At 71.7% G+C, this 25,018-nt stretch carries 20 protein-coding genes; 9 read left to right on the forward strand and 11 right to left on the reverse strand.

What is annotated here, in order from left to right:
* Positions 1-8 precede the first annotated feature (8 nt).
* Positions 9-968, reverse strand: a complete 960-nt coding sequence (locus ACWDUZ_RS24920) for an alpha/beta hydrolase (RefSeq protein WP_451634019.1) — start codon at positions 966-968, stop codon at positions 9-11.
* Positions 969-1,153: 185 nt separating this feature from the next.
* On the reverse strand, positions 1,154-1,972 hold the full coding sequence (locus tag ACWDUZ_RS24925; protein ID WP_451634020.1) for an SAM-dependent methyltransferase: 819 nt from the start codon (positions 1,970-1,972) through the stop codon (positions 1,154-1,156).
* Between the two features lie 159 nt (positions 1,973-2,131).
* Between ACWDUZ_RS24925 and ACWDUZ_RS24930 the strand changes: the two genes are divergently transcribed.
* The 3 genes from ACWDUZ_RS24930 (at position 2,132) to ACWDUZ_RS24940 (ending at position 4,742) form a co-directional block, all read left to right on the forward strand.
* The gene (locus tag ACWDUZ_RS24930) at positions 2,132-3,340 is read left to right on the forward strand and encodes an alginate lyase family protein (RefSeq protein WP_451634021.1); all 1,209 of its coding nucleotides are present in this window, start codon (positions 2,132-2,134) and stop codon (positions 3,338-3,340) included.
* 85 nt (positions 3,341-3,425) lie between these two features.
* Positions 3,426-3,959, forward strand: a complete 534-nt coding sequence (locus ACWDUZ_RS24935) for an N-acetyltransferase family protein (RefSeq protein ID WP_451634022.1) — start codon at positions 3,426-3,428, stop codon at positions 3,957-3,959.
* 438 nt (positions 3,960-4,397) lie between these two features.
* Positions 4,398-4,742, forward strand: coding sequence for an STAS domain-containing protein (locus tag ACWDUZ_RS24940; protein WP_451634023.1), 345 nt, complete (start codon positions 4,398-4,400; stop codon positions 4,740-4,742).
* Between the two features lie 339 nt (positions 4,743-5,081).
* On the opposite strand, the gene ACWDUZ_RS24945 is transcribed toward ACWDUZ_RS24940, so the two are convergent.
* Complete coding sequence (locus ACWDUZ_RS24945; RefSeq protein ID WP_451634024.1) at positions 5,082-5,870, reverse strand: DUF427 domain-containing protein; 789 nt, start codon at positions 5,868-5,870, stop codon at positions 5,082-5,084.
* Positions 5,871-6,368: 498 nt separating this feature from the next.
* Between ACWDUZ_RS24945 and ACWDUZ_RS24950 the strand changes: the two genes are divergently transcribed.
* Complete coding sequence (locus ACWDUZ_RS24950; RefSeq protein WP_451634025.1) at positions 6,369-6,701, forward strand: putative quinol monooxygenase; 333 nt, start codon at positions 6,369-6,371, stop codon at positions 6,699-6,701.
* Positions 6,702-6,718: 17 nt separating this feature from the next.
* On the opposite strand, the gene ACWDUZ_RS24955 is transcribed toward ACWDUZ_RS24950, so the two are convergent.
* Both ACWDUZ_RS24955 and rox read right to left on the reverse strand, forming a co-directional pair.
* Positions 6,719-9,139 carry a SpoIIE family protein phosphatase gene (locus ACWDUZ_RS24955; RefSeq protein WP_451634026.1) on the reverse strand — a complete coding sequence of 807 codons (2,421 nt, stop codon included), beginning with the start codon at positions 9,137-9,139 and terminating at the stop codon, positions 6,719-6,721.
* 482 nt (positions 9,140-9,621) lie between these two features.
* The gene (gene rox, locus ACWDUZ_RS24960) at positions 9,622-11,049 is read right to left on the reverse strand and encodes a rifampin monooxygenase (RefSeq protein WP_451634027.1); all 1,428 of its coding nucleotides are present in this window, start codon (positions 11,047-11,049) and stop codon (positions 9,622-9,624) included.
* A gap of 308 nt (positions 11,050-11,357) precedes the next feature.
* Between rox and ACWDUZ_RS24965 the strand changes: the two genes are divergently transcribed.
* Complete coding sequence (locus ACWDUZ_RS24965; RefSeq protein WP_451634028.1) at positions 11,358-12,557, forward strand: PP2C family protein-serine/threonine phosphatase; 1,200 nt, start codon at positions 11,358-11,360, stop codon at positions 12,555-12,557.
* Positions 12,558-12,615: 58 nt separating this feature from the next.
* Here ACWDUZ_RS24965 and ACWDUZ_RS24970 read toward each other — a convergent pair whose 3' ends face one another.
* Positions 12,616-13,506, reverse strand: coding sequence for a LysR family transcriptional regulator ArgP (locus ACWDUZ_RS24970; RefSeq protein WP_451634029.1), 891 nt, complete (start codon positions 13,504-13,506; stop codon positions 12,616-12,618).
* 70 nt (positions 13,507-13,576) lie between these two features.
* Between ACWDUZ_RS24970 and ACWDUZ_RS24975 the strand changes: the two genes are divergently transcribed.
* Positions 13,577-14,194 (forward strand): LysE/ArgO family amino acid transporter, encoded by a 618-nt coding sequence (locus ACWDUZ_RS24975; RefSeq protein WP_451634030.1) that lies wholly within the window; start codon positions 13,577-13,579, stop codon positions 14,192-14,194.
* A gap of 52 nt (positions 14,195-14,246) precedes the next feature.
* Here ACWDUZ_RS24975 and ACWDUZ_RS24980 read toward each other — a convergent pair whose 3' ends face one another.
* The 4 genes from ACWDUZ_RS24980 to ACWDUZ_RS24995 all read right to left on the reverse strand — a co-directional run bounded on the left by ACWDUZ_RS24980 (position 14,247) and on the right by ACWDUZ_RS24995 (position 20,658).
* Positions 14,247-17,447, reverse strand: a complete 3,201-nt coding sequence (locus ACWDUZ_RS24980; protein WP_451634031.1) for a glycoside hydrolase family 2 TIM barrel-domain containing protein — start codon at positions 17,445-17,447, stop codon at positions 14,247-14,249.
* A 238-nt stretch (positions 17,448-17,685) separates the two neighbouring features.
* Positions 17,686-18,261 carry a rhodanese-like domain-containing protein gene (locus ACWDUZ_RS24985; RefSeq protein WP_451634032.1) on the reverse strand — a complete coding sequence of 192 codons (576 nt, stop codon included), beginning with the start codon at positions 18,259-18,261 and terminating at the stop codon, positions 17,686-17,688.
* Positions 18,262-18,334: 73 nt separating this feature from the next.
* Positions 18,335-19,078 (reverse strand): sulfite exporter TauE/SafE family protein, encoded by a 744-nt coding sequence (locus ACWDUZ_RS24990; RefSeq protein ID WP_451634033.1) that lies wholly within the window; start codon positions 19,076-19,078, stop codon positions 18,335-18,337.
* Positions 19,079-19,296: 218 nt separating this feature from the next.
* Positions 19,297-20,658 (reverse strand): rhodanese-like domain-containing protein, encoded by a 1,362-nt coding sequence (locus tag ACWDUZ_RS24995; protein ID WP_451634034.1) that lies wholly within the window; start codon positions 20,656-20,658, stop codon positions 19,297-19,299.
* Between the two features lie 254 nt (positions 20,659-20,912).
* Between ACWDUZ_RS24995 and ACWDUZ_RS25000 the strand changes: the two genes are divergently transcribed.
* Entirely contained in the window at positions 20,913-21,200 is a 288-nt protein-coding gene (locus ACWDUZ_RS25000) for a metal-sensitive transcriptional regulator (protein ID WP_451634035.1), read from the forward strand.
* Positions 21,201-21,235: 35 nt separating this feature from the next.
* Here ACWDUZ_RS25000 and ACWDUZ_RS25005 read toward each other — a convergent pair whose 3' ends face one another.
* Positions 21,236-22,996 carry an MOSC domain-containing protein gene (locus ACWDUZ_RS25005; protein WP_451634036.1) on the reverse strand — a complete coding sequence of 587 codons (1,761 nt, stop codon included), beginning with the start codon at positions 22,994-22,996 and terminating at the stop codon, positions 21,236-21,238.
* A gap of 175 nt (positions 22,997-23,171) precedes the next feature.
* On the opposite strand from ACWDUZ_RS25005, the gene ACWDUZ_RS25010 reads away from it, so the two are divergent.
* Both ACWDUZ_RS25010 and ACWDUZ_RS25015 read left to right on the forward strand, forming a co-directional pair.
* Positions 23,172-23,900, forward strand: a complete 729-nt coding sequence (locus tag ACWDUZ_RS25010) for a TMEM175 family protein (RefSeq protein ID WP_451634037.1) — start codon at positions 23,172-23,174, stop codon at positions 23,898-23,900.
* A gap of 196 nt (positions 23,901-24,096) precedes the next feature.
* Positions 24,097-24,966 (forward strand): alpha/beta fold hydrolase, encoded by an 870-nt coding sequence (locus ACWDUZ_RS25015; RefSeq protein ID WP_451634038.1) that lies wholly within the window; start codon positions 24,097-24,099, stop codon positions 24,964-24,966.
* Positions 24,967-25,018: the final 52 nt, after the last annotated feature.

Below are 25,018 nucleotides of genomic sequence, written 5' to 3' on the forward strand. Positions count from 1 at the left end.
CTACCCAGTCAGCCGCGTGTTCCGGCCACGCCGCCGCGCACACCCGCCGCGTCGAGCAGATGGCCGGCCACCGTGCGCGCGCCGGCGTCGCCGACGAGCAGGGTGTAGTGGTTCACGTCGGCCACCCGGTGCGTGGCCAACCGGGCGGGGTCGATGCCCGCGGCGGCCAGCCGCCGCTCGTCGTACAGCCCCTGGGGCTCGTCCATCAGACCCCGGTCGGCCCACAGCAGCCGGGTGGGAAGCTCGAGTCGGCCGACCGCGGCCAGTACCTCCGGATCCCGCAGCACCTGTGTGCCGTCTTCCCGTACGGCGTCGCGGACGCAGGAGGACCGCAGTCGCGGCTCCGCGCCGACGAGGTCGCGCTGGATGTAGGCGTCCACCCACGGTGTCCACGCCCCGGCGAAGGCCGGATGATCGCGCCAGTAGTCGCGGTACGCCTGCCGGTCGGGGAAGGTCATGTCCAGCCGGCGCATCGCCGGGCCGATGACGGCGTCCAGCAGCGCGTCCGGGTCGAGATGGGCCGGTGCGGGGAAGCCGAGTCCGCCGTCGACGAGGACGAGCGAACCGAATCTCGCGGGGTGGCGCACCCCGGTGAACGCGCCGACGAAGGCGCCCATCGAGTGACCGGCGAGCACCGCCTCGCGCAGGCCGAACGCGTCGGCGATCGCGGCCACGTCCGCGGCGTGGGCGGCGATGCCGTACGGTCCGGGCAGCGATCGGCTGCCGGCCCGGCCCCGCAGATCGGGCGCGATCACGGTGGCGCGGCCCTCGATGTGGTGGGCGACCCCGGCCCAGGAGAGCGCGTTGGCGGTGATGCCGTGCACCGCGAGCACCACGGGAGCGTCCGGTTCGGCCGCCGGCCACCGCAGTACGGCGAGTTCGCCCCCGCGGACGGGCACGCTCAGCTCCTCGTACGGATCGGTCTCCGGCGGGGCTTCGTGGCGCGGTGTTTCGGCGTGGCGCGTCATGTTCGGCGACTCCTCATCTCGTCGCGCACCGAGTTGCGATCCTCCGGTCGCGTGCCGCGCACGATACGGCCCGACCACCGGATCCGGCATGTGTGCGGCACATACAGGCGACATCGGGTGCGTATGGCGAAGCCATATGAACGCGGCACAGTGCGCGCGGGCGGGCCCCCGCCCGAGGACCCGCGCTACACCTTCTGGGCCACCCCCGCGGCGATGAGGTGCTCCCAGACGGTGAGTTCTCGTCCGCCCTCGGTGTTCCACCGGCTGTCCACGGTCTCCGGACGCCACAGGGAGGCGGGGACGATTCCGGGGTCGAGGATCTCCAGGCCGTCCAGGAGCGCCTCGATCTCCGCGTCGGTGCGCCACCGGCCCCGGCCGAAGGTCTGCTGGAGGACCCTCTCGGCCTCCACGGTCTCCGGGTTGTTGCCGGAGCGGAAGTGGCTGACGAAGAAGTAGCTGCCGGCGGGGACCTGTTCGCGCCAGTAGCGGACGATCGCGGCCGGGTCCTCGTCGTCGTTGACGTGGTGCAGGATGGCGCTGAACATGACGGCGACGGGACGGTCGAAGTCGATCAGCTCCACGGTGTCCGGGTGGGTGCGGATGTCGTCGGGCTTGCGCACATCGGCCGCCACGACCCGGGTCCGGTCGTTCTCCTCCAGCAGCGCGCGGCCGTGGACCAGCACCTGGGGGTCGATGTCGACGTACACGACCCGTGCGTCCGGATCGTGCCGTTGCGCGACCTGGTGGACGTTGTCGGCGGTCGGCAGACCACTGCCCAGGTCGATGAACTGCCGTACGTCCGTGGTGGTCACGATCTCCCCGACCGCCCTGGTCAGGGCCGCTCGGTTGGCGAAGGCGATGGCCACGGAGCCCGGGAGGTCGCGTTTGAACACGTCGCCGATCTCCCGGTCCACGGCGTAGTTGTCCTTGCCGCCGAGCAGGTAGTCGTAGACGCGCGCGATGCTCGGCTTGGTGTGGTCGATGGAGAGGCCTTCGTCCGTCATGACGCCCATCCTCCCCCGTATCGGCGGCTGCTGACCAGCGCTTCGACATCCTTCGGTGCTCACTCTTGACGGCCCATTAGTTCGTACCTATGGTCACCGGCGAACACCAGCGTTCAACCCCTCACACATCGTTCACATATAAGAACGGATGGCCGTCGTATGCCTGCCGCTCCCCCACACTCCCGCAGCAGATCCCGAGCCACACTCCCCCTCGCCCTGGCCGCCGTCCTCACCTGCGGTCTGCTCCTGCCACGGCCCTCGCGGGCCGAGGCCGCACCCACCACGTTCGTCCACCCCGGCGTGACCGTGTCCCAGGCCCAACTGGACTTCGCACGCGGCAAGGTGCTGGCCGGCGCCCAACCCTGGAAGGGCGCCTACGACCAGATGGCGGCGAGCTCCTACGCCAGTCTCAGCCGCACGCCGAAGCCCTGGGCGACCGTGGAGTGCGGCTCGTACTCCAACCCGAACCTCGGCTGCACCGACGAACGCCAGGACGCCATCGCCGCGTACACGGACGCCCTCGCCTGGTACATCACCCGCGACGCGCGCTACGCCCAGAAGGCCATCGAGATCATGGACGCCTGGTCGGCCGTGATCCGGAGCCACACCAACAGCAACGCACCGCTGCAGACCGGTTGGGCCGGCTCCTCCTGGCCCAAGGCCGCCGAGATCATCAAGTACACCTACACCGGTGGCTGGCCGAACGCCGGCCGCTTCGCCACCATGCTCCGCGACGTCTATCTGCCCGTGGTCATCAAGGGGTCCAACTCCAACGGCAACTGGGAGCTGTCGATGATGGAGGCCGCCGTCGGCATCTCCGTCTTCCTGGAGGACAAGGCGTCCTACGACACGGCCATGGCCAAGTTCCGCACCCGCACCGCCGCCTACGTCTACCTGGCCTCCGACGGAGACCTGCCCAGGACCGTGCCGAGCCAGAACCTGAACACCAGGGACAAGATCGTCTCCTACTGGCAGCACCAGTCCACCTTCGTCACCGGACTCACCCAGGAGACCTGCCGCGACTTCACCCACACCGGGTACGGCATCTCCGCCATCTCGCACGTCGCCGAGACCAGCCGGATCCAGGGCCAGGACCTGTACGGCACCGACGTCGGCGAGCGGCTGCGCCAGGCCCTGGGCTTCCAGTCCACGTACGAACTGGGTGCCTCTGTGCCCGGCTGGCTGTGCGGCGGTTCGGTCCACCGGGGCCTCGGGCCCGTCACCGAAGTCGGTTACAACGCCCTCCACAACCGGCGCGGCGTCGCCATGACCAACACCCAGGCGCTGACCCGACAGAACCGGCCGGCCGGCACCAATGCCCTGTTCGTGGCCTGGGAGACCCTCACCCACGGGGACAATCCCGCCTGACGGGCGGGCCCGGGCGGTCGCGGACGGGCCCGGTCACGGTCCGCAGGAAACAACGACGTAACCGGGGCCGCGTACCGTCGCATCCGTGAACGCGGATGTGAACGGACACAAGGCCGACGCAGGGGCGCGGATCCGGCCCGGTGCCGAGGACGACCTCGCGGAGCTGACCCGGATCTACAACCACTACGTCATCGAGACACCGATCACCTTCGACATCGAGCCGTTCACCGTGGACCAGCGCCGGCCATGGCTGCTGGCCCATCCCGACTCTGGTCCACACCGGCTCCTCGTCGCCGAGGCGAGCGGCACACTCCTCGGCTACGCGACCAGCAGCGCGTTCCGCCCGAAGCGGGCCTACGCGACCTCCGTGGAGACCAGCGTCTATGTGGCGCCCGAGCACGTGGGCCGTGGCGTCGGCGGCCTGCTGTACACCGCGCTCCTCGGCGCGCTGGAGCACGAGGACCTCCACATGGCGCTCGCCGGAATCACCCTGCCCAACGAAGCGTCGCAACGGCTCCACGCACGCTTCGGGTTCCGGCCCGTGGGCGTCTACGAACAGGTCGGGCGGAAGTTCGGCAGGTTCTGGGACGTGGCCTGGTTCCAGAGGCCGTTGCGCTGAGACCGACGGCACGTCACCGCACATCGCCGGCGTCGCCGCGGAGCCGCTCCAGGAAGTCCTCATCGGCGCGCGGCTCCCCGGGAGCAGGGGCGGGCCGCGTACCCCTGTGTCAGGCAGCCTGCCCCTGCTCGCCACATCGGCCGACACACCGGTCTCCGGCCGTGCGGTGGTTGCGGCTCCGCCGCCCTGGGGGTTGTACGGGCTGCGTACAAGGGGGCGGAGCCGCGGGCCTCGACTCCCGACCGAGGGGGGCGTAGGAATCGAGGTGGTGAAACGTACCTTCACCGGGCGCCGGTGTCGCTCCACCCCACGAGTGAACCGTTGGCCAGGCGTTCGCACCCTGATGATCCTTTGGCCATTCGTCCGTGCATATGCGGAACGAATGTGCGGCATCGGTAGGCCGCAACCTGTCGCCAAGGCATTTCTGTTGGTTCGGTCATGCGGCACGAATTCGAGATCAGCCACCGCGAAGAGAACGACTGGACCATCGTGGAGATCCGCGGCGAGGCGGACATGTACACCGCACCGCAGATCCGTGAGCACGTCTTCGACCGGATCCGGTCAGGCCACCACCGCCTGATCCTCGACCTGCTCGGCGTGCGGTTCATGGACTCCACGGGCCTGGGCGCGCTCGTCGGCATCCGGAACCTCATCGCACCGCGCGGCGGAGAGCTGAGACTGGCCATCAGCCATCCCGGAATCCGGCGCATCTTCGCCATCACGGGCCTGCACCAGGTCTTCCCGATCTACGACAGCGTCGACCTGGCGAAGATCGCCCGGTGAGCACCGAGGGCGCACGGTGCCGTTCGTGGGCGTGCTCCGCGCAGGTGACCCGGGTGACGCCTCGGGTCCTTCACGGGCCCGGGGTCGTCCCGGGCAGTACGTCGTATCCGCACCACGCGAGGAGTTCCCGCCATGGACCATTCCGACCGCGTCGCCATCGTCACCGGCGCAGGATCAGGCATCGGCGGGGCCACCGCCGCGGGGCACACACGTCACGGGACAGATCCTGACGGTCGACGGAGGGCTCGAACTCTCCTGACCGGCAGCGGGCCGGCCAGGAGCCGGGGAACGCCCGCCGGTGCCCTCGGCGACGCGCCGACGCAGCGGCCCGGCGCCGCGCTACTCGGCGGCGGCGCCGGCCGGGTCGGCGGGCCCGGGCAGCAAGGCGCCGTCGACGTACAGATCGACGTGCTCGTTGTAGAACGCGATCAGACCGGCGACGGCGCAAGCCTGCGCGGTCGGGAAGTCGTACGTCCAGGCGATGTCCTCATGGGAGGCGGTGTCGCCGTCGAACGACCAGTAGCCGCTCGTCGTCCCCTTGTACGGGCAACCGGTCACCGTGTCCGAGGGCCGTAGCCGGGTCCAGTCGACGTGCGCGCGGTCAAGGTAGTAGCGCGTCGGCAGGCCGGTCTCGAACAGCTTCACGCAGTGGGGTGCGTCCGCCAGCACGACCCCTTCCAGCTCCACACGGACGGCGCTGGAGGACCGCAGCGCATCCACCCGGGTGTACGGGCTCCGCGGGTGGACGAAGACCGGCTCGTCCTCCTCGAACCAGGAGTCCAGCGCGTCCCACTCGAAGCGCACGGTGTTCCGAAGCGGCTCCGGGGCGCCCTCGCTCCAGACCCATGCCGCGCCCACCCGGACCTCGGAGCCCACCTGCAGGCTGTGCCGGCGTGCGGGACCGGCACTCCGTTGCTCCGTGTGCTCCTCGTCGCGGAGCACGCCCTCGGCCAGGTCCTCGAGCGGGATGCTGAACTGCGGGTACGCCTGCCACTCCCACACGTACAGGGCACGGCGCGTGTCGAAGACGACGCGCCCCGCGACCGTTCCCCGGATCCGGCGCGGCACAGGCTCGACGTGTCCGATCGGAACGATCAGGCTCGGGTACAAGACACTTTCGGCTGCCATGGTGGTCATCCTGGTTCATGCGCCGACCGTTCGCTCGCCGTGCCCGGCGCCCGTCCGGCCCATGACCTGACCGGCACCTGCCGGCCGTCGTCCACCCGCGTCGGAGGGCGGTGGCCGGGCAGCGCACGAAGAGGACGCCGTGCACCTCGCCGTGCAGGCGCGCTGTAGAGGTGGGCGACGTCGGCCGGCCAGCACACCGACCTGCCCGGCCCGACGCTCCTCGGCGCGTCACTCTGCCGGGTATCGGATCCGCCTTCTGGGGACTGCTCGCGGGCGCCCTCACCAGCGCCGTCGCGAACGCCGAGCGACGACGGACCAGGCCCGCACCGCGAACTCCGCGGGCGGACACCGCGGACGACACGGCCGGAGTGTGAGTCGGCTCCCCGGGAAGGACGCCCGCCGGGTGGGCCCCCTCGGCGCCGCCCCTGGAGAGATCCCGCGACGCGAAGGCGGAACGGCGGGGACGCGACGGCAGTGCGGAGCCGTACGATGCTGCCCATGATCTTCATCACCGCCAAGTTCCGAGTCCGTCCCGAGCACGCCGACCGGTGGCCCGAGATCACCGCCGACTTCACCCGGGCGACCCGCGCCGAGCCGGGCTGTCTGTGGTTCGACTGGTCGCGCTCCGTCGAGGACCCGACGGAGTACGTGCTCGTCGAGGCGTTCCGCGACGACGAGGCCGGCGCCGCGCATGTGCAGTCCGCGCACTTCAAGGCCGCGCAGCAGACACTGCCGCCGCACCTGGCCGAGACACCGCGCATCGTCAACACGACCGTCGAGCAGGACGACTGGTCGCTGCTGGGTGAGATGGCGGTCCCCGAACAGGGATAGCGGTCCCGCCGGGCCGGTCAGCCGAACGGGCCGCCGAGGGGCTGTTCGGTCCACACCGTCTTGCCGTCGCGGCTGTAGCGGGTACCCCAGCGTTCGGCCAACTGGGCCACCAGGAACAGGCCGCGCCCGCCCTCGTCGGTGGTGCGGGCCCGGCGCAGGTGGGGTGAGGTGTGGCTGGTGTCGCTGACCTCGCACACCAGACACCGTTCACGGATGAGCCGGAGGGTCGCCGGGCCGCCTGCGTACCGGTAGACATTGGTGACCAGTTCGCTGGCGATCAACTCGGTGGTGAACGCCAGGTGCTCCAGGCCCCATTCGGCCAGCTGAGCCGACGTCAGCTCCCGGGCCCGGGCCGCGCTCTCGGGTTCCGGTGGCAACTGCCAGGAGGCGACGTCGCCCGGTCGCAGCATGCGGGTGCGGGCGATCAGCAGCGCGACGTCGTCGCTGGGGTGTGCCGGCACAAGGGAGTCGACCACGGCCTGGCAGGTGCGCTCCAGTGCGTCCGCGGGGCGGGCGAGCGCCCGGCGCAGGACGGTCAGAGCGGCGTCGGCATCGAGGTGGCGCTCGCCGATGAGCCCGTTGGTGTACAGGCACAGCAGACTGCCCTCGGCCAGTTCGATGTCGCGGGCCTCGAACGGCAGGCCGCCCAGGCCGAGCGGTGGGCCGGCGGGCAGGTCGATCCGGTCCACCTCTCCGTCCGGGGCGGTCACCATCGGCGACGGGTGGCCCGCGCGGGCGGCGCAGCAACGTCCGGAGACCGGGTCGTACACGGCGTACAGGCAGGTGGCTCCCACGACCTGCTCCCCCACGGGCCGCTCGCCCGCCGCCTCCTGTTCGGCGGCCAGCAGCAGGATCAGGTCGTCCAGGCGGGAGAGGACCTCGTCCGGTTCCAGGTCGAGGCTGGCGAGTGTGTGGACGGCGGTACGCAGCCGGCCCATGGTGGCGGCGGCGTGGATGCCGCGACCCACCACGTCGCCGACGACGAGGGCGACCCGCGCCCCGGACAGAGGGATGACGTCGAACCAGTCGCCGCCCAGGCCCGGGGCCGCGCTGGCGGGCAGGTAGCGCAGGGCCACCTCGACGGCCGACTGGTCCGGGACCGTACGCGGCAGCAGGCTGCTCTGGAGCGTGAACGCGGTGTGCTGCTGCTGGGTGAAGCGCCGGGCGTTGTCGACGGCGACGGCGGCGCGGGCGGCGAGCTCCTGGGCGAGGGTGAGGTCGTCGGCCTCGAAGGGCTCGGGGCGGCGTGAACGCCACAGGGTCATCACGCCGAGCACCAGGCCGCGCGCGACCAGGGGCACCACGATCAGCGAGTGGGCGCCGAGTTCCGGTGCGTGCGGCCCCCGGCGGCCCTGTGCGGAGAACCAGCCGGGCGGGAGAACGGGCTCCAGGACGGACCGCCCTTCGGTCAGGCATCTGGCCTCGGGCGTGTCGGGTGCGTACTCCACCGGCTCGCCGTGCGGAGGGGGCGGACCGGGATGCCGGGCGCCGATGCCGCTGGTCCCGACGCGTACGACGGGCCCTGCCAGTGCCTGCGCCGGTTCCTCACCGCGCGTCACCTGCCGGAGGAGGTCCACCGAGGCATGGTCGGCGAGGTGAGGCACCATCACCTCGGCCAGTTCCCGGGCGGTCTCCGCCGCGTCCAGGGTGGTTCCGATGCGGCTGCCGGCCTGGTCGAGGAGCGCCAGCCGGCGCTGGGCCCGATGGCGTTCGGTGATGTCCTCGATCATCTCGGCCACACCTAGAATGCGGCCGGAGGGATCCTTCATGGGGAAGGACGAGACCATCGCGACCCGCTCGCGTGCCGGGTCCCACTCCATGCGCACCAGTTGCTCGGAGTAGACCGTGGGCCGTCCGGTCTCGAGCACCCGCTGCACCCGTTCCACGGCCCTTCGCGCGTCGTCGGGGAGCAGGAAACAGCCGGTGGGCAGCCCGCGGAACTCCGCCGCCGGGACGCCGGTGACCCGTTCGATCGCCCGGTTGACCCGGAGCAGCCGCAGGTCCAGGCCGTGGACGACGAGACCGATGGGGCAGCGGCGGTACAACCCGTCGAGCACCGCGCGGTCCCGCTGCCACTCCAGGACGTCGCCCGCGAGCGCTCCGGCCAGGAACCACTCACGGGCCCCGTCCGCGCGGGTGACCGCATGGGCCCTGAGCCCCGTCTCCACGGACCGCCCGTCGCTGTGCCGCACCTTCAGCACCCCGAACCAGCCACCCGCTCTCCTGCATCTGGCCGCGGCCCGTCGTGCGGCCGGCCGATCGCGGGGATCGACGAGGACATCCAGTGCAGGACGACCGAGCACGGCCGTGTCCGGATGGCCGAGCAGTTCCTGGGCCCGCCGGTTCCAGCCGACGACGGTGCCGCGGTCGTCGAGTACCGCCACGGCCGCGAAGTGCTGGGCGAAGGGATCGTCGTGGCTTTCGCTGAGCTCCGTCATCCGCTTCTCCACCACCGGGCTCCACCTCGTACCGGGCGACCGGCGCTCTGCCGCGGGTCCTGGCCGCGGCCGGTGACCGGCATGGCGGGGTCCCGTGCGGTGTGGCTCGGCGTCCGCCCCTTGCACGCTGACCTGCTGATGCACCGTAAGACTAAGGGCTGTCCCGTTGTCCGCGGTGGATCAGCGCGCGGCGTCGGATGCCGGGGGCACCTCCCACACAGTTCCGGCAGTGGGGGAGCATCGCACGGCGCAGGGACGTCCGCCTACTGGGCGTATGCGAAGGTTGCGACAACGCGGCGAGGTGCCGTGGCCGGCGTCGCGCGCCCGCCGGGGATGGCGGGACAGCCCTTGGTGAACGGGACGGGGCCGCGGCGGCCACGCCCGCCGCGCGGCGCGGCGCCGTACGGACGGGTGGTGTGCCGCGGCATGACGCCGCACGACGAGGCGGGCACGGAGGTTCTGCCCGGGCCGAGGGTGCGTGCTCAGCGGGCGGCGGCACCGAACCACGTGGGCAGGTGGTCGAGCAGCTCCCGCTGGTCCTCACCGGCCCATGCCACGTGGCCGTCCGGCCGCAGCAGCACCGCCGGAACATCCAGCGCCGTGCTGACGTCGACGACATGGTCGACGCGGTCCGCCCAGCCCGCCACCGAGAGTCGGCCGGTCTGGTCGAGCAGCAGTCCGCGGCCTTCGCGCATCAGCTCGTACAGGCGTCCTCGTTTCAGCTCCACGTCGCGCAGCCGCCGCCCGAGCAGCTCGTGCCCGTCGCCGAAGTCGTAGCGGATGCCGATCGCGGTGATCTTCTCGATGAGGTGGCGGTTCACCTCCTCGATGTCCATCAGTTCCGCCACCAGCCGGCGCACCGCCTGCGGACCGGGGTCGGTGGCCATCAGGTGCATCTGCGCACGGGTGTGGTCCAGCACGGTCGCGGCCACCGGGTGACGTTCGTTCTGATAGCTGTCCAGCAGCCCCGCGGGCGCCCAGCCGGCGATCTCGGCGGCCAGTTTCCAGCCGAGGTTGAAGGCGTCCTGGATACCGAGGTTGAGGCCCTGCCCGCCGGTCGGCGGGTGAACGTGTGCCGCATCGCCGGCCAGCAGCACCCGGTCGACGCGATAGCGCTCGGCCTGCCGGGTGGCGTCGCCGAAGCGGGAGAGCCAGCGCGGCGAGTGCACACCGAAGTCGGTGCCGGCGGTCGCGCGCAGTTGCCGCTTGAACTCCTCCAGCGTGGGCGCGACCGTTCGGTCCTCGGCCACTCCCTCAGCGGGCACGACGACGCGGTACACGCCCTCCCCCAACGGCCCGAAGCCGAACCGCTTCTGGGTCTTGCGGACCTCGGTCATCACGGTGGTCAGCGTCTCCTGATCCACGCCGATCTCCATCTCGCCGAGCAGTGTCTCGACCCTGCTGGGCTCCCCGGGGAAGCCGACGCCGAGCAGCTTGCGCACGGTGCTGCGGCCGCCGTCGCAGCCGACGAGGTGACGCGCGCGCAGCCGCGTGCCGTCGGCCAGCTCGGCGGTCACCCCCTCCTCGTCCTGACTCAGCCCCACCAGTTCACAGCCGGAGCGGATCTCGGCGCCCAGCTCCGTGGCGTGCTCGGACAGCAGCCGGGCCGTCACGGGCTGCGGGATGCCCAGGACGTACCCGTGCGCGGTGTCCAGCCCGTCCGGCCAGGGCTTGTCGATGCCGGCGATGAAGCCGCCGACACGGTACTGCTTGCCGAGCGCGAGAAACCTCTCCAGCAGGCCGCGCTGGTCCATCACCTCGATGCTGCGCACGTGCAGTCCGAGCGCGCGCACCACCTTGGTCGGCTCCGCCTCCTTCTCCAGCACGAGCACGCGCACACCGTGCAGCCGCAACTCCGCGGCCAGCATCAGCCCGGTCGGTCCGCCGCCGACAACGATCACGTCGGTCATCAAGCCCCATTTCCTCAGCTTCCGGCCGCCTGATGTCCTCAGGCCCTGCCACCGGCCGGAGATTCTGCGGCATACAGGGGGCCTTGCCGCAAGGCCCCCTGTGCGCTATATGTTGAAAGTGGCAAGGAGTAGGTGCCCTCCTTGCCTTTCCTTTTTCACCCGCCGTGGCCCGTCCGCCGTGGAGGGGAAGGCTTTCGCGATCCGGGTTCCGCGCAGGGACCTCGCCGGACGGCGCGCCGCTCCTGTCACAGTTCCAGGCGTCCCCCGGTCAATCAGGCATGACCGATCGCCAGTGTGACGGGGAAGCCGTGAAGGAACCGGACATCGACTACCAGGACATTTTCGGTGCGTCGCCCAGCGCGATGCTGGTGCTCACCCCGGAGCTCGTCATCCTGGACGCGAACGCGGCCTATGAGCAGTTGGTCGGGCGCAGCCGCGACCAGCTCGTCGGCCTGTACGTGTTCGACGCCTTTCCGCAGGACCCCGAGGGCATGGACGACCTTGAGGGCTCGCTGCGCCGGGTACTGCAGACCCGCGCCCAGGACGTTGCGGGGCCGATTCGTCACGATGTGGAGGAACCCGGCCGGCCGGGTGTGTTCGCGGAGCGTTACTGGAGCCCGGTGAACGCCCCCGTGCTGGACGCCGCGGGACGGATCGGGCTGGTCGTGCATCGCCTCGAGGAGATCACCGGTCTCGTCCGCGCGGGCAGCCCGGGCTCCGAGCAGCAGCGCCGGCAGATGGCTCTCGAGCTGTACGCGCGCTCCCGTGAGCTGCAGGAGATCAACGAACGGCTGCGGCAGGCACACGCCCGCGAGCGGGAGGTCGCCCTCGCGCTCCAGGACGCGATGCTGCCCGCGCCTCGGGCGCTGGCGTATCACCTGGCCGCGGTGCGCTATCGCCCGGCCGTCAACGCCCTGAACGTCTGCGGCGACTGGTACGAGGTGACGGAGCTCTCCGACGGGGAGTGCGCGGTCGCGGTCGGTGACGTCGTCGGACACGGACTGGCGGCGGCGGGCGTCATGGGCCAGCTGCGCAGCGCCCTGAGCGCCGCCACACGCGTGGTGGACGGCCCCGCGGCCGCACTCGAAGGGCTCGACATGTACGCACGCTCCGTCGACGGCGCCCTGTCCACCACCGCCGTGCAGACCGTTGTCTCCCGGAGCGAACGTCGCATCACCTACAGCAGCGCCGGTCATCCACCGCCGGCTCTGGTCCACCCGGACGGCACCGTCCGGTTCCTGGACCAGGCCACCGACCCCCCTCTGGGGGCCGGCCCCGAACACGCCTCCCGCCCACAGGCGACGACGACCTACACCGAGGGATCTTCGCTGGTCCTGTACACCGACGGACTGATCGAGCGCCGCGGGGAGGACATCGACCAGGGCCTTCGGCGCCTCGCCGACCACCTCTCCCGCCATCGCCAGGACGACGTGGACCGCCTGGCCGAAGGGCTGATCGCCCTGAGCGCGGCCACCGACGACACGGCTCTGGTCGTCGTCCGCCTGTGACCCGGCCGATCCGCCGGCTCCGTGGGAGACCGTACCCGGGCGGGCGAACACGCGTCCTTCACTGCCGAAGAGCCTCGGCCGCCGTAACCGCGACCGCGTCGGCCAGGGCCGCCAGCGCCGGAGAGTCGAGCTTCCACTGCTGCCAGTGCAGGGTGACCTCCATCCACTCCCCGGGCGCCAGCAGGGTCAGACGGCCCGCTTCCAGCAGAGGGGCCGCCTGGACCTCCGGGACCAGGCCCCAGCCGAGCCCGGCCGCGACCGCCTCGCAGAAGCCCTCGGAGGTGGGGACGAAGTGCCGGGCCGCGGCGGCCGAGGTACGACCCAGCCGGCGCACGAAGCCGTCCTGGAAGTCGTCCTTGCGGTCGAAGACCACGACGGGGGCCCGGGGCAGCACCTCCGGGAGGGGCCCGGTCAGCAGGCGGGCCGCGAAATCCGGCTCCGCCACCGGCAGATACCGCATCCGGCCGAGCGGACGCACCGTGCAGCCGGGCACCGGGTCGGGTGAGGAGGTCACCGCCGCCATCACCAGACCCTCGCGCAGCAGGGCCGCCGTGTGGTCCTCGTCCTCCCGGTGCAGCTCGAAGCAGAGCCCGGACACCCGGGTGAGGGCCGGCAGGAACCAGGTGGCCAGCGAGTCCGCGTTCACCGCGACCGAGACCCGCGTCGGCCGGCCGGCGCCGCTGAGCCCCAGTTCGCCCCAGGCGTCCCGCTCCAGCCGGGCGAGCTGCCGGGCGAACCGCACCAGCACCGCGCCGGACTCCGTGGGCCGCACCGGCTTGGTGCGCTGCAGCAGCACCCGGCCGGTGCGCTGCTCCAGTGCCTTGATGCGCTGGCTGACCGCCGACGGCGTCACATGCAGCGCCGCGGCCGCCGCGTCGAAGGTGCCCTCGTCGACCACGGCGAGCAGGGTCCGCACCTGTTCCACCGGAAGATCCGCATGATCTGTCATCACATCGGCTAAGGATACGTAAGAAACTTTAGCTGTACTTTTGATCGGTGGTTTCCTTAGCGTCAGCGCCATGAACCACCACTCCTTGGCCGTCGCTGCCGCCGGATTCGGCACCGGACTCTCCCTGATCGTCGCCATCGGCGCCCAGAACGCGTTCGTCCTGCGCCAGGGGGTGCGCCGGGACGCAGTCCTCGCCGTCGTCGGCATCTGCGCCCTGTCCGACGCGGTGCTCATCTCGCTCGGCGTCGGCGGGGTCGGGGCGGTCGTCGTGGCGTGGCCGGGCGCACTCCGTGCCGTCGGGATCGTCGGCGGCGTCTTCCTGATCTCCTACGGCGTCCTCGCCGCCCGCCGCGTCCTGCGGCCCGGCACCGGACTGCACGCGCAGGGCGAAGCCGCCGGGTCACGAAGGCGCGCGGTCCTCACCTGCCTGGCGATGACCTGGCTCAACCCGCACGTCTACCTGGACACCGTGTTCCTGCTCGGCTCGCTGGCCGCTGACCGCGGCCCGCTGCGCTGGACCTTCGGGCTGGGGGCCGCTCTCGCCAGCCTGTGCTGGTTCGCGGCGCTCGGCTTCGGCGCCCGGCTGCTGGGCCGCCTGCTGGCCCGGCCCGCCGCCTGGCGCGTGCTGGACGGCCTGGTCGCCGTGACCATGCTCGTGCTGGGCACCGCACTCGCCCTCGGAGCGTGAGGGCGAGTGCGGTGCGGGCGTCGGCGCGGCGTCGTGCCGCCCCGCTTCCGGGTCAGCCGGAGGCGGGGCGCAACCGGTAGGCGTAGCTGTAGGTGCGCCCGGAGTGCAGCAGGTACTTCTCCAGCGGTGCCGCGCCCCAGGAGTTGATGCCGCCGACTCCCATCTGCCGGTGGTTGACGAGCAGGATCGTCTCGTCGCGGCGGGTCAGCTGATACGGGTGGCGCGGACCGTCGAGGTCCGAGGGCGAGTGGTGCAGGGCGCTGGTCTCCAGGAGTGGTTCGCCCTCGGCGGGGTCGGCGACGACTTTCAGGCCCTGTCCGGAGCGGTCGGTCAGCGACAGCCACCGGACGTCCGTCTGGTTGCCCGTCTGCTGCGGCCGAACGTACGGCGCGCCCTGCTCGTCGACTGTGGAGTGCCACCGGCCCACGAAGGCGGCCGACTTGCGGTCCTGGTAGTTCTCGTGGGGTCCGCGCCCGAACCAGCCGAGCCGTTCGTGCCCGCCCGGCACGGTGAGCAGCGCGCCCACCATGGGCAGGTCCGGCAGCCCGGCCGGAGCGTCCAGGGTGTGCCGCACCCGTACCTCGCCGTCGGCGCGCACCCGGAACACCGTGTGCCAGGAGGCCGTCTTCGGGGACGTGGGCAGAGTGCAGGCGACCTCGACGACGACCTCGCCGTCCCCGGGCTGTGCGGCCCGCACGGAGGTCACCGTGCGTTCGGCGCCCGCCGTCCGCCATGTGGCGGCCGTCTTCTGGAAGCCGCGGCCGATGTCGTTGTCCGTGGGCCCGCGCCAGAAGTTGGGCACGGGGCCCTCGGCGAGCAGCGCCCGGCCCTTCCATGTGTACGAGGCGAGGGTGCCGGAGGTCTTGGACAGCACCACCTCGACGTTCGGGCCGCTGATCCTCACCTCGGTCGAGGTCTCGGTCGGCGTGAGGCGGCCGGTCGCCGGGGCGTCGGCGGAGACCGGGCTGTGCCGGTCCAGCGCCAGCTGTTCGGTGGCCACTTCGTGTCCGGCGTCCGCCCACGGAGCCCGCTCACGCAGTACGAAGGAGAGGTTCAGGAAGTACTCGCCACCGGACGCGGAGGACGAGGGCCTTCGGTACGGGATGCGCACCTCACGCTCGTCGCCGGGGGCCACCGCCGGCGCCGGGAGCGTGCCGTGCTGCACCGTCTCGCCGTCGCGGGTCACGGACCAGCGCAGCGCGTAGGCGTCCAGACCGCTGAAGAGGTGCTTGTTGCGGACCCTGACGGTGCCGCCGGACGTGCCGGAGAGGTCGCCGGCCGTGACGCCGACCGGCTGGTAGCACTTCTTCACCTCGATCAGCCCGGGGTGGACCGACCGGTCCGCGGCCAGCAGGCCGTTGCAGCAGAAGTTGCCGTCCGTGGGATAGCCGGCGTGCCAGTCACCGCCGAAGGACAGGTAGGTGTGCCGGGAGTCGCCGGGGACCGGCAGCCGGACGGCCTGGTCGACCCAGTCCCAGACGAAGGCGCCGTGCAGGTTCGGATACCGCTCGAAGACGTCCCAGTACTCCTGGAGGTTGCCGCCGCTGTTGCCCATCGAGTGGTTGTACTCGCACAGCATGAACGGCGTCCGGTTGCCGGACCTGCCGTAGGCCTCCACGCCCGCGGGGCTGGTGTACATCTCGCTGTGCAGGTCGGCGACGGCGTTCATGCCCTCGTAGTGCACCGGGCGGGACGCGTCGCGGGCGTGCACCCATTCGGCCATGGCCTTGAAGTTCGCGCCCTGTCCGGCCTCGTTGCCGAGCGACCAGACGACGACGCACGGATGGTTCTTGTCCCGTTCGACCAGCGACCGCAGCCGGTCCACGCAGGCGTCGGTCCACTCCGGCAGGGAAGCGGGGACCGTGTCCCGCACGCCGTGCGTCTCCAGGTTGGTCTCGTCGATGACGTACAGCCCGTACTCGTCGCAGAGTTCGAGCCAGCGGGGATGGTTGGGGTAGTGGGAGGTGCGGACCGCGTTGATGTTGTGCTGCTTCATCAGGCGGATGTCCTGGATCATCCGCGCCTCGTCGAGGGCCTGACCGCGCTCGGGGTCGGTCTCGTGACGGTTGGTGCCGCGGAACATCACCGGCTTGCCGTTGACGGTGAACCGCCCCGGCCCGTACTCCACTTGGCGGAAGCCGATCCGTGTGCTGTGGACGTCGGTCGTCCGGCCGCCCGGATCGGTGAGCGTGACGAGGAGCGTGTACAGGTTCGGGCTCTCCGCGGACCACAGCGCGGGCGCCCGGACGTCGCCCTTCAGGGTCGCCGAGCCGCCGCCCGCGTCACCGGAGAGGCGGAGCCGACGGCGGCCGCGCGGATCGAAGAGCTCGGCGGTGACCCGGTGCCCGGCCGTGCCGTCGCCGCCGCGGTCCCGTACGGCGACGTCGACCGTCAGGACGGCGTCCCGGTGGGCGGAGTCCAGTTCGGTGTGCACGAACAGGTCCTGTACGTGGACCGGCGGGATCGAGTACAGGTAGACGTCGCGGAAGATCCCGGACAGGTCGATCATGTCCTGGTCCTCCAGCCAACTGCCGTCGGACCAGCGGTGCACCTCCACCGCGAGGGTGTTGGTGCCTCTGCGCAGATACGGTGTGACGTCGAACTCGGCGGGTGTGTAGCTGTCCTCGCTGTAGCCCACCTGTTCGCCGTTGACCCACACGAAGAAGGCCGACTTCACACCCTGGAACGACAGCAGTGTGCGGCGCCCCGACCAGCCGGCGGGCACGGTGAAGGTACGGCGGTAGGAGCCGACCGGGTTGAAGTCCTCGGGCACCTGGGGCGGGACCGGCGTCTCGTATCCGATCCACGGGTACTTGATGTTCAGGTAGATCGGCTCCGGGTAGCCCTCGATCTCCCAGTTGGAGGGCACGGGGATGTGGTCCCATGCGCTGTCGTCGAAGTCCGGCGCGTGGAACCCGGTGGGCCGCTGGTCGGCGTTCCGCGACCACGTGAAGCGCCAGTCGCCGTTCAGCGACCGGTGGTACGGCGACTCCTGGAACCGTCCGCGCAGCGCGTCGGCCGGGCCGGCGTACGGCACGAGGCGGGCTCGTGCCGGCTCGCGGTTGATCTGGAACGTGCGTGGGTCGGCGTCCCACGGATCGCCCTGGGCGGCGGGACCCACTCGGGCCGCCGGGGCGCCCTGGGCGGCGAACGCCCGTTTCTGGGCGCTGAAGGCGGCCCATCCCGCCACGGCGCCCGCGGCGAGCACCGTGCGGCGGCGCGGGCGGTACGAACTGCTTCTCTCTGCACTCATTCGCGACTCCGAACGCAAGGCATCAAGAACCGCCAGCATCGAACGGAACTCCCCATCACACAAGAGTGCCGCCGGCTCACGTGGCTCCCCGGCCTCTTCGGCCCAACGACCGAGACGGGCCGAGGAACTGAAATACGGTCACTCACGGCGCCGGATCCGGTGCGGGAGGCGCGCCGGGCGGGAACCCCGTGCAGCCGGGCGGTGCGATCGCCGATCGCACCGCCCGGCGCCCTCGATGTCAGCCGTTGCGCAGCCGTGCCAGTGTCGCGTCGAGGTCGGCCTGACGGGGCCGGTTGAACGGGAGCCTGGCGAGTACGGCGGCCATGCCACAGGTGTTGGACACCGCGGAGAAGACCAGGCCGCCCGCGATGCCCGCGGACAGCAGCCGGAACGCGGGGTGGACCGTCTCGCCCAGCGCCAGGCCGAGCAGCACGGCCGAACCGGCGGTGAGCCGGACCTGGCGCTCCATGCCCCAGGTGGCCTTCGGGCTGCCCTCGGGGTGTGCCAGGTCGTGGCCCTGGGCCGCCCAGGCGCTGGTGCCTCCGACGAGCGTGGCCGCGTGGACTGCGTTCTCCGCCAGCCTGCGGCACGCGGTCTCCGAGCGGGCTCCCGAGGCGCAGACGACGAGGATCTCGCCGCGCCGGGCGGCGGTGCGGATGTCGGGCAGTGCCCGGTCGAGCTGGTCCAGCGGGATGTTGAGGGCGCCGGGGAGGTGTCCGCCGGCGTACTCGCCCGGCGTGCGGACGTCGATGACGGTGAGTTCGTCCAGCCGGGTGCGGGCCTGGCGCGGGTCGAGGGTGGCGGGGGTGGTCATGCTGGTTGCCGTCCTTGTGTGTCGAGGTGTGTGCAGGGGGTCAGGTGACGCGGCGGCGAGGTTCGAGGCGGGGTCAGGCGAGTGCGTCGACGAGCATGAACGCGGCGACCGCGAGCAGCACGTAGGCGAAGACGCTCTGCAGTGCCGCTCCCTGGATCCTCTTGGAGAGGCGTTTGCCGTCCCAGGCGCCCAGGACCGCCGCCGCGGTGAACGGTGCGACGACCGCCCAGTGCAGTGGCGTCCCGGTGCCGGCCCGGGCGGCCAGGGCCGCGAGCGAGTTGACCGTGATGACCAGCAGGCTGGTGCCGACCGCCCGGCGCATGGTCAGTCCGAGGACGCCCACCAGCGCGGGCACGGCGAGGAAGCCACCGCCCACGCCGAGGAATCCGGTGACCGCGCCGAGCCCGGCGCCCGCCGCGCCGGCCCGGCCGGGGCGGATCCGGCCGGACGGCTCGGTACGTGCGGGCCGCAGCATGCGCAGGGCCGCGAGCGCCGCCGTGCCGGCGAAGGCGACGGTGAGCAGGGACTCGGGCAGGCGGGCGGCGGCGGCCCCGGCGATCACCGCGGGCACGAGTCCCGCCAGGGCGAAGAGCAGTCCGGTCCGCCAGGCGACATTGCCGTCCCGGGCATGGCCGGTGAGTGCGCTGACCGAGGTGACGCCGACGATGATCAGGCCGGCGGTAGTCGCCTCGGCGGGGGTGAAGCGGAGCAGGTAGATCAGGGCGGGCACGGCGAGGACGCTGCCGCCTCCGCCGAGGCCGCCCAGAGCCAGACCGATGACCGCCCCGGCGAGGAGCGCGAGAACGAGGGCGGTCATGCCGTCGGACCGGTTTCGGCCGCGAGAGCTTCGAGGGCCGCAGGGGCTTCGGCGCCGCGTTCGGCGAGCCGCGCGGACGTCGGCCGGGAGCTGCGCCGGCCGCACCGGTGGGTGCGTCGGTGGGCCTCGTCCACGGTGGCGTGGTCCGGGCCGCGATGACGGAAGTGGGACATCACGATCTCTTGGGTGGTTCGGAAGGGTCGTCCGGTCGGGTCGCGTCAGCCGCAGGTGACGACGGTCAGTCCGGCGTCGGCCGCGGCACCGAAGCCGTCGTCGACGGCCACGACGTCACGGCCCACGGCGTCCAGCAGCGAGGCGGCGACGGCCGCGCGTGCCCCGCCGGCGCAGTGCACCCAGACGGTGCCGTCCGGTACCTCGCCCAGGCGTTCGTGCAACTGGTGGATCGGGATGTGGGTGGACCCCGCGATGTACCCGCGAGCACGCTCGGAGTCGCGGCGTACGTCCAGGACGACGATGCCGTCCGTGCCGTGCTCGGCCAGGCCCTTGAAGGTCGAGCGGGGGAAGGAGGCGAGGCTGTCGCCCTCGGGGATCCACTGCCGCGGAGCGCCGGTCGCGGCGGCGGCCGGCCGGTCGATGCCGACCCGGACGAGTTCGCGCTGGGCGGCGGCCAGTTGCTCGGGGGACTCGGCGAGCAGCGTCACCGGCTTGCCCCACGGGATCAGCCACGGCAGATAGGTGGCGATCTTGCCGTCCGCCTCGAAGTTGAACGACCCGGCGACATGGCCCTCGGCGAATGCCACGCGGTTGCGCAGGTCCACGACCCACTCGCCGGCCGCGAGCCGGGCGGCGATCTCGCCGGCGTCCGCGACGGCCGGAGGGGTCAGGTCCACCGGCGCCGGACCGGCGGCATTGGCCGGGGCCATGTGCGTGTAGTAGGCGGGGATGTCCTCGAGATCCGCGAGCAGTCGGGCGACGAAGGAGTCCACGTCCGTGGTCAGCGCCGCGTTCGCGGACTTCTCCGTGCCGATCGTGCTGGTCTCCCCCGTGGCCTGGGCGGAGGAGCAGAAGCTGCCGAAGCCGTGGGTCGGCAGAACGGAGGTCTCGTCCGGCAGTTCGGCCGCCAGGCGGTGCGCGGAGGCGTGCTGGGCGCGGGCCAGCCGTTCGGTCAGCCGCGGTTCGACCAGATCCGGCCGGCCCACGGTGCCGATCAGCAGTGACCCGCCGGTGAACACGGCCACCGGCCGCCTCCCCTCCTGGAGGACGTAGGCGGTGTGGTGCGGGGTGTGGCCGGGCGTGGCGACCGCGCGCAGTTCCAGCCCGCTGTCGACGGCGACGGTGTCGCCGTCGGCCACCGGCACCCGCGCGAACGAGACGTGCGCCCCGGCCGGCACCAGATAGGTGGCGCCCGTCACCCGGGCCAGTTCCAGGCCACCGGTGACGTAGTCGTTGTGTATGTGGGTCTCGACCACATACCCGATCCGTACGCCGCGTCGCGCGGCCGCCGCCAGCACCTGGTCGACGTCGCGCGGCGGGTCGACCGCCACGGCCGTCCGCCGGCCGCCCGCCAGATAGCTCCGGTTGCCCAGACCCTCGAGCTCCATGGTGTCGATGAAGAACACGGGGATGCTTCCTTCCCGTCGAAATCACCCGGCCAAATTACCCCCGGGGGTATATGGAAACCCTAGCACGGGTACCCCCGGGGGTATCGAGGAGTGTGACTCGACGCTCATCCAGGGACTTCATCGATCGACGCCGGCCGCGCTGCGCGGCCACTCGAAGGCCGGGAGGCGCCCACCGGCGGGAGAATGGGCGGGGCCGGCTGCGACGTCAAACGGGGTACAGTACCCCAGGGGGTATGTCCTGGGGAGTGAAGATGGAACTTGACGTGGCGGGCGCCGAACTGAAGTCGGTCCTCAACCGGCTGCGCCGGGCACAGGGCCAGATCTCCGGAGTGATTCGGATGATCGAGGAGGGGCGGGACTGCGAGGAGGTCATCACCCAGCTCGCCGCCGCGTCACGGGCGCTGGACCGGGCCGGCTTCGCCATCATCGCGACCGGTCTCCAGCAGTGTCTGTCCGACATCGAATCCGGCCGGAAGAACGGCGAGGACGCCCAGCAGATGCGCGCCCGCATGGAGAAACTGTTCCTGTCGCTGGCCTAGCGCGCCAGGAGCTTTCGCCTCGTCCCAGACCCCTGCTACAGGTCGAGGACGACGTCGGTGACCGGTTCGCTGCAGCAGACGAGGACGGTGCCGGGCTCGGGGAGTTCCAGGGGCGGGGTGGTGTAGTCGACGTCGCCCGCCACGAGGTGGGTGACGCAGGTGTGGCAGACGCCGGTCCGGCAGGACCAGCGGGTGGGGATGTCGCAGGCCTCGGCCAGTTCCAGGAGGGTCGCGCGACCGGGTGACCACGGGGTGGTGATACCGCTGCGGGCGAAGGTGACGAGGGGGCCGGTGCCCGTGGGGCCGGGTGGCCGGTGCGGCCGGACCGCGGCGGTGGGGGTGACGCCGGGGTTGATGGCGGACAGGGCGCTGAACTGTTCGGTGTGGATCCGCTCGGGGGGCAGTCCGTGGTCCCGGAGGAAGCCGCCCACCTCGTCCATGAAGGCGGGCGGTCCGCACAGGTAGGCGTCGGCGTCTGTGGGGACGCCCAGGGCCGCGAGGGATCGGGCGTTCGGGCGGCCCCGGGAGATTCGGTGCTCGTCGGGGTGCGGGGTCTCCGCGGTGTAGTAGACGTGCTCGTGGGCGTCGGGGAGTCGCGCCAGGAGGGTGTGGGTCTCGTCCGCGAAGGCGTGGTGGGCGCGGTCGTGGGCGGTGTGGATCCACCAGACGGGCCGCGGGTCTCGCGTGGCGGCGAGCCGGTGGAGCATGGCGAGCACGGGAGTGGCGCCGATCCCCGCGGAGACGAGCACGACCGGGCGGGTTCCCTCCTCGAGTACGAACGTGCCGCGTGGGCTCGCGATGTCCACCAGGTCCCCGGGCCGGAGCCTGCTGTGGATGTAGCCGCTGACCTTCCCGTGGGGCTCGTGCTTGACGCTGATGCGGTAGGTGCGGACCGTGGGCGCGGCGGAGAGGGAGTAGCTGCGCACCGCGGGAGCCGCGTCGCCGACGGGCAGCCGGAGGGACAGGTACTGGCCCGGGCGGGCCTCGGGCAGTGGGGTGCCGTCCGTGCTGTCGAGGTAGACCGACGAGACGGTGGGGGTCTCGGCGACGACGCGGGCGACGCGCATGGGCCTGAAGCCCGGCCATCCCGGCGCCGCTCCGGGCTGCCGTGCGGCGGCGCGTTCGCCCGGCCATCCCGGCTCCTGCTTGGGCTGCTGGGCGGCGGCCAGTTCGCGGAAGGACTGCTGCCATCCGGGGCTCAGGGCGGGGATGTCCAGTGCCTTGCGCAGCTTCTCGGGGTCGCGGTCCGGCAGGTAGAGCAGTGCGTCGGTGTCGGCGACGCTGAGTTCTCCGGGCCCCCTTCGGATCAGGGTGATCTCGTCGCCGGCCTCGACACGTCCTTCGGTGAGGACCCGCAGATAGAAGCCGGGACGGTGGTGGGCGACCAGTAGCGAGGCCATGGCGGGTTCGCCCAGGCGCATGCCGACCCGGTAGCAGGTGACCCGGGGCTGGGTGACCTCGAACTCCGCTTCGCCGATGCGGTACCGGTCACCGATGCACACCTCGTCGTCGGGCATGCCGTCGACGGTGAAGTTCTCCCCGAAGATCCCGAACGTCAGGTCGTCGCGGCCCAGTTCCTTCTGCCAGTACCGGTAGGACTCCGACTGGTAGACGAGGACGGCCCGGATCTCGCCGCCGTGCCCGGCCAGGTCCCCCTGCCCGTCTCCGTCGACGTTCAGCCGCCGCACCATTCGGGGGCCCTGGACGGGCGTCTTCCAGGCCCCGGTGCGCACGGTCCTGCCCTGCCAGGAGACGTCCTGGGGCATGCCTACGTTGACGGACAGCAGCGTCGCCATCGCTGACCTCCTGCGGGGCGGCCGGCCGGGGCAGCTCCTCCTGACGCCGGGACCCGTGCGCCGGTGCCGGCGCCGATCCTATGCGGGTACCGGTAGGACCGCGATTTCGCGACCGGGACCATGACGGCGAGGTACGGGGCCGCACTCCGACCCGCGCCGAGGAAACGCTCCCCGGATGCGCGTGCAGAAGCCCGCGACACCGGAGGCCGGGGCGATGAAAGAGCCTGTGCGCGGACCCGGCGGGCCGGGACAAGCGACGACGTCGTTCGGCGTGGAGCGCGATCCCGCCCGGGTGGTCGCCTTCAGCGACGGCGTCATCGCCATCGCCGTCACCTTGCTCGTCCTGGAGATCCGCCCGCCGTCCGACACCCGCCGCCTGGTGCACGGCCTCGCCATGCTCTGGCCGTCCTGTCTCGCCTATGTCGTCACCTTCATGCTCATCGGGCAGGTGTGGGTCAACCACCACCTCATGTTCGACCACATCCGCAGCGCCGACCGCGTGGTGCTCTTCCTCAACACCGTGCTGCTCATGGACGTCGCGTTCCTGCCGTTCGCCGCCTCCGTGCTGGCCCAGGCGTTCCGTGACGGACACGGCCGGCCCGCCGCGGTCGTCCTCCACGGCGCCGCCTTCGAACTGCTGGCCGTTCTGTTCAACGTCATCTGGGGCTATGTCCGCCGTGACCGGCGGCTCCTCACCGCCACCATCGACGCGGCCGGCGTGGCGGCGATCGGCCGGCGCTTCCGCCTCGCCCTGGTGTGGCGCGCCACGGGCACCCTGCTGGGCGCCTTCGTCCCCGTCCTCGGCATGGCCGTGATCGCCGCCTTCGTTCCGTACTACTGGCTGCCGATCGGGGGCGAGATCGCCCGGGCCGAGCGCCGGCGTCGCCGTGGGCGTCGGACGTGACCGGAGAGGGACGGAGGCGGTGCGCTGGCCGATGACCGCCGACGGGCAGAGGCTGGAGGAGGGCCGGTGCCTGCCTCCGGTGCATCGGCGCACCTCACAGAAGCACGAACTAACCATCTAAAGCAGATTGACAGGTTAGGTCGCACATGCTCGACTAGGGCTAACCAATGAAACCCAATAAAGGGGTTAGGCAGAGATGGTCTCCGCAGTCCACCACCGCACCGCCACCGTCGACGGCCTCGAGGTCTTCTACCGGGAGGCGGGCGATCCGACGGCGCCCGCCGTGGTCCTCCTCCACGGCTTCCCGACCAGCTCGCACATGTTCCGGCAGCTGATTCCGGCGCTCGCCGACCGCTACCACGTGATCGCCCCCGACCACATCGGCTTCGGTCAGTCGGCGATGCCCGCCCTACAGGACTTCCCCTACACCTTCGAGGCGCTCACCGACGTCACCTCCGGCCTGCTCCAGCACCTGGGCGTCGACCGGTTCGCGATGTACGTGCAGGACTACGGCGCTCCCATCGGCTGGCGTCTCGCACTCCGCGCCCCGGACAGCGTCACCGCGATCATCACGCAGAACGGCAACGCCTACGAGGCGGGCTTCGTCAAGCCCTTCTGGGACGCCGCCTTCGCCTACGCCAGGACCCCGGGACCGGACACCGAGGCCCCCATGCGCAACGCCCTCACCCCGGAGGTCACCCGTTGGCAGTACGTGAACGGTGTCGCCGACCCCACACTGGTCAGCCCCGACAACTGGGTCCACGACCAGGCGCTGCTGGACCGCCCCGGCAACGACGAGATCCAGCTCAAACTCTTCCGCGACTACCCCACCAACGTGGATCTCTACCCTGCCGTGCACCACTACTTCCGCGATTCCGGGGTGCCTCTGCTCGCGGTCTGGGGAGCCAACGACGAGATCTTCGGACCCGCCGGCGCGGAGGCGTTCCGCCAGGACCTGCCCGACGCCGAGATCCACCTCCTGGAGTCCGGGCACTTCGCACTGGAGAGTCACCTGGAGACCATCACCGGCCACATCCGCGCCTTCCTCGCGCGCGTCCTCGACTGACGCGTCCCGCCGGGCACCCGCCCCTCCATCCCGCCCCCGAAGGGAACCCGCC

The organism is Streptomyces sp. NPDC003393 (assembly GCF_053589015.1).

Coding starts and splice junctions, on each gene's coding strand:
- ACWDUZ_RS24985 (WP_451634032.1), bottom strand. CDS start 18,261: ATGACCACCCCCGCCACCCTCGACCCGCGCCAGGCCCGCACCCGGCTG.
- ACWDUZ_RS24930 (WP_451634021.1), top strand. CDS start 2,132: ATGCCTGCCGCTCCCCCACACTCCCGCAGCAGATCCCGAGCCACACTC.
- ACWDUZ_RS24920 (WP_451634019.1), bottom strand. CDS start 968: ATGACGCGCCACGCCGAAACACCGCGCCACGAAGCCCCGCCGGAGACC.
- ACWDUZ_RS25005 (WP_451634036.1), bottom strand. CDS start 22,996: ATGGCGACGCTGCTGTCCGTCAACGTAGGCATGCCCCAGGACGTCTCC.
- ACWDUZ_RS24940 (WP_451634023.1), top strand. CDS start 4,398: ATGCGGCACGAATTCGAGATCAGCCACCGCGAAGAGAACGACTGGACC.
- ACWDUZ_RS24980 (WP_451634031.1), bottom strand. CDS start 17,447: ATGAGTGCAGAGAGAAGCAGTTCGTACCGCCCGCGCCGCCGCACGGTG.
- ACWDUZ_RS24970 (WP_451634029.1), bottom strand. CDS start 13,506: ATGACAGATCATGCGGATCTTCCGGTGGAACAGGTGCGGACCCTGCTC.
- ACWDUZ_RS24955 (WP_451634026.1), bottom strand. CDS start 9,139: ATGACGGAGCTCAGCGAAAGCCACGACGATCCCTTCGCCCAGCACTTC.
- ACWDUZ_RS24975 (WP_451634030.1), top strand. CDS start 13,577: ATGAACCACCACTCCTTGGCCGTCGCTGCCGCCGGATTCGGCACCGGA.
- ACWDUZ_RS25015 (WP_451634038.1), top strand. CDS start 24,097: ATGGTCTCCGCAGTCCACCACCGCACCGCCACCGTCGACGGCCTCGAG.
- ACWDUZ_RS25000 (WP_451634035.1), top strand. CDS start 20,913: ATGGAACTTGACGTGGCGGGCGCCGAACTGAAGTCGGTCCTCAACCGG.
- ACWDUZ_RS25010 (WP_451634037.1), top strand. CDS start 23,172: ATGCGCGTGCAGAAGCCCGCGACACCGGAGGCCGGGGCGATGAAAGAG.
- ACWDUZ_RS24950 (WP_451634025.1), top strand. CDS start 6,369: ATGATCTTCATCACCGCCAAGTTCCGAGTCCGTCCCGAGCACGCCGAC.
- rox (WP_451634027.1), bottom strand. CDS start 11,049: ATGACCGACGTGATCGTTGTCGGCGGCGGACCGACCGGGCTGATGCTG.
- ACWDUZ_RS24945 (WP_451634024.1), bottom strand. CDS start 5,870: ATGGCAGCCGAAAGTGTCTTGTACCCGAGCCTGATCGTTCCGATCGGA.
- ACWDUZ_RS24925 (WP_451634020.1), bottom strand. CDS start 1,972: ATGACGGACGAAGGCCTCTCCATCGACCACACCAAGCCGAGCATCGCG.
- ACWDUZ_RS24990 (WP_451634033.1), bottom strand. CDS start 19,078: ATGACCGCCCTCGTTCTCGCGCTCCTCGCCGGGGCGGTCATCGGTCTG.